Genomic DNA, 3,067 nt, shown 5'->3' on the forward strand with positions numbered 1-3,067 from the left:
ATGTGTCGATGACTAGTGTCCAGTGAACCATAAGTGCCGGATGCTGGGGTATCCGCAAAGGTTGGGCAATCGTCGCCATCAACATCACTGATCGCAATGGTGCCGGTGGCAGTCACCGCGGCATCGCCCACATCACCCTCGGTGACCGAGCCAACAAATTCACCGGTGACTTCAGGGGCATCCTCGCTACCGGTAATGGTGATCACGATATCTTGCGGAGTGCCGTCAGAGGCATTGAGAGTAATGGTATCGGTGACCTGGTCGCCGGCATCTAAATCCTGCACGCTGGCTTGATCAAGGGTGTAAGTCCAGTTGCCATCGACCAGCTCTAGCGAGCCATAGGTACCAGTCTCTGTAGTATCGGCAAAGCTCGGTGCATCGTCACCGTCGATATCACTGATCGTAATCGACCCAGTGGCAGTCACAGGCGCATCGCCCACATCACCCTCGGTCATTGAACCAACAAATTTACCGGTGACTTCAGGATCATCCTCACTACCGGTAATGGTGATGACAATATCTTGTTGGGTGTTATCGCTCGCCGTCAGGGTGATGGTGTCGGTAATTTGATCGCCAGCGTCCAAGTTCTGCACGGCAGACTGATCGAGGGTGTAAGTCCAGTTGCCGTTGACCAGTTCCAACGAGCCATAAGTGCCGGTCTCAGTGGTATCCGCAAAGCTCGGTGCATCGCCGTCATCCACATCATTGATTGAAAGAGTGCCACTTGCAGTGACGGCGGCATCACCTTCGTTACCTTCGGTCACTGAGCCAACAAACTCTCCGCTGACGTCGGGGTCGTCATCCGTCCCGGTAATAGTGATGACAATATCTTGTTGGGTGTTATCGCTTGCGGTGAGCGTAATGGTATCCGTCACTTGATCACCGGCATCTAAACTCTGCACCGCAGACTGATCGAGGGTGTAGGTCCAATTGCCATCGACCAGCTCTAGCGAACCATAGGTGCCCGCTTCGGTGGTATCCGAAAAGGTTGGATTATCGTCGCCATCCACATCACTGATCGCAATCGTCCCCGTGATGGTGACTGGCGCATCTCCTACATCACCCTCGGTGACCGAACCCACAAGTTCACCAGTGACTTCAGGGGCGTCATCCGTCCCGGTAATGGTGATCTCGATATCTTGTTGCGTGTTATCGCTGGCGGTTAGCGTGATGGTATCCTTCACCTGATCGCCAGCATCTAGGTTCTGCACCGCAGACTGATCGAGGGTATAGGTCCAATCACCGTTGACCAGCTCTAGCGAGCCATAGGTACCGGTCTCTGTAGTATTGGCAAAGGTGGGATTATCGTCGCCATCGACATCACTAATCGTAATCGAACCTGTAGCAGTGACAGGTGCGTCGCCTACATTGCCTTCAGTCACTGAGCCGATAAAGCTACCGGTGACTTCAGGGGCGTCATCCGTCCCGGTAATGGTGATCACGATATCTTGTTGGGTGTTATCGCTGGCGGTCAGGGTAATGGTATCCGTCACTTGATCACCGGCATCTAAACTCTGCACCGCAGACTGATCGAGGGTGTAGGTCCAATTGCCATCGACCAGTTCTAGTGAACCATAGGTGCCCGCTTCGGTGGTATCCGCAAAGCTCGGTGCATCGCCGTCATCCACATCATTGATTGAAAGTGTGCCACTTGCAGTCACGGCGGCATCACCTTCGTTACCTTCGGTCACTGAGCCAACAAACTCACCAGTTACTTCAGGACCATCCTCGCTACCGGTAATGGTGATAACAATATCTTGTTGCGTGTTATCGCTCGCGGTGAGGGTGATGGTATCCGTCACCTGATCGCCGGCGTCCAAGTTTTGTACGGCAGATTGGTCGAGCGTATAGGTCCAATCGCCGTTGACCAGTTCCAACGAGCCATAAGTCCCTGCCTCAGTGGTATCCGCAAAAGTCGGCGCATCGTCGCCATCAACATCACTAATCGTAATCGACCCAGTGGCAGTCACAGGTGCATCACCTTCATTGCCTTCGGTCACTGAACCGACAAACTCACCGCTGACGTCGGGGTCGTCATCCGTCCCCGTAATGGTGATCTCGATATCTTGTTGCGTGTTATCGCTGGCGGTGAGGGTGATGGTATCCGTGACCTGATCGCCGGCATCTAAATTCTGCACCGCAGACTGATCGAGCGTGTATGTCCAATCACCGTTGACCAGCTCTAGCGAACCATAGGTGCCCGCTTCAGTCGTATCCGCAAAGCTCGGTGCATCGTCACCGTCGATATCATTGATCGTAATCGACCCAGTGGCAGTCACAGGCGCATCGCCCACATCACCCTCGGTCATTGAACCAACAAACTCACCAGTTACTTCAGAACCATCCTCGCTACCCGTAATGGTGATAACAATATCTTGTTGGGTGTTATCGCTGGCGGTGAGGGTGATGGTATCCGTAACCTGATCGCCAGCATCTAAATTCTGAACCGCAGACTTATCAAGCGTATAGGTCCAGTTGCCATTGACCAGCTCTAGCGAGCCATAGGTGCCTGCCTGTGTGACATCGGCAAAGCTCGGTGCATCGTCACCGTCGATATCACTGATCGCAATCGACCCAGTGGCAGTCACAGGCGCATCGCCCACATCACCCTCGGTCACTGAGCCGATAAAGCTACCGGTCACTTCAGGGGCATCCTCGCTGCCAGTAATGGTGATCTCGATATCTTGTTGCGTGTTATCGCTGGCGGTGAGGGTGATAGTGTCGGTAATTTGATCGCCAGCGTCCAAGTTTTGTACGGAAGACTGATCGAGGGTATAGGTCCAATCGCCATTGACCAGCTCTAGCGAGCCATAGGTGCCCGCTTCAGTGGTATTGGCAAAAGTCGGTGCATCGCCGTCATCCACATCACTGATTGAAAGTGTGCCACTTGCAGTGACGGCGGCATCGCCCACGTCACCTTCGGTCACTGAGCCAGTAAAGCTACCGGTGACTTCAGGGGCATCCTCGCTACCGGTAATGGTGATCACGATATCTTGTTGGGTGTTATCGCTGGCGGTGAGGGTGATGGTATCGGTGACCTGATCGCCGGCATCTAAATCCTGCACTG

1 protein-coding gene is annotated in these 3,067 nt (G+C 53.9%); it reads right to left on the bottom strand.

Annotated elements, in window-relative coordinates; translation table 11 throughout:
* Window positions 1–3,067 (bottom strand): VCBS domain-containing protein (locus BGL48_RS10830; RefSeq protein ID WP_218089807.1); only part of this gene is annotated, 3,067 nt, incomplete at both ends.

This window comes from Salinivibrio sp. SS3, from assembly GCF_001722105.1.
Classification (GTDB): Bacteria; Pseudomonadota; Gammaproteobacteria; order Enterobacterales; family Vibrionaceae; genus Salinivibrio; species Salinivibrio kushneri.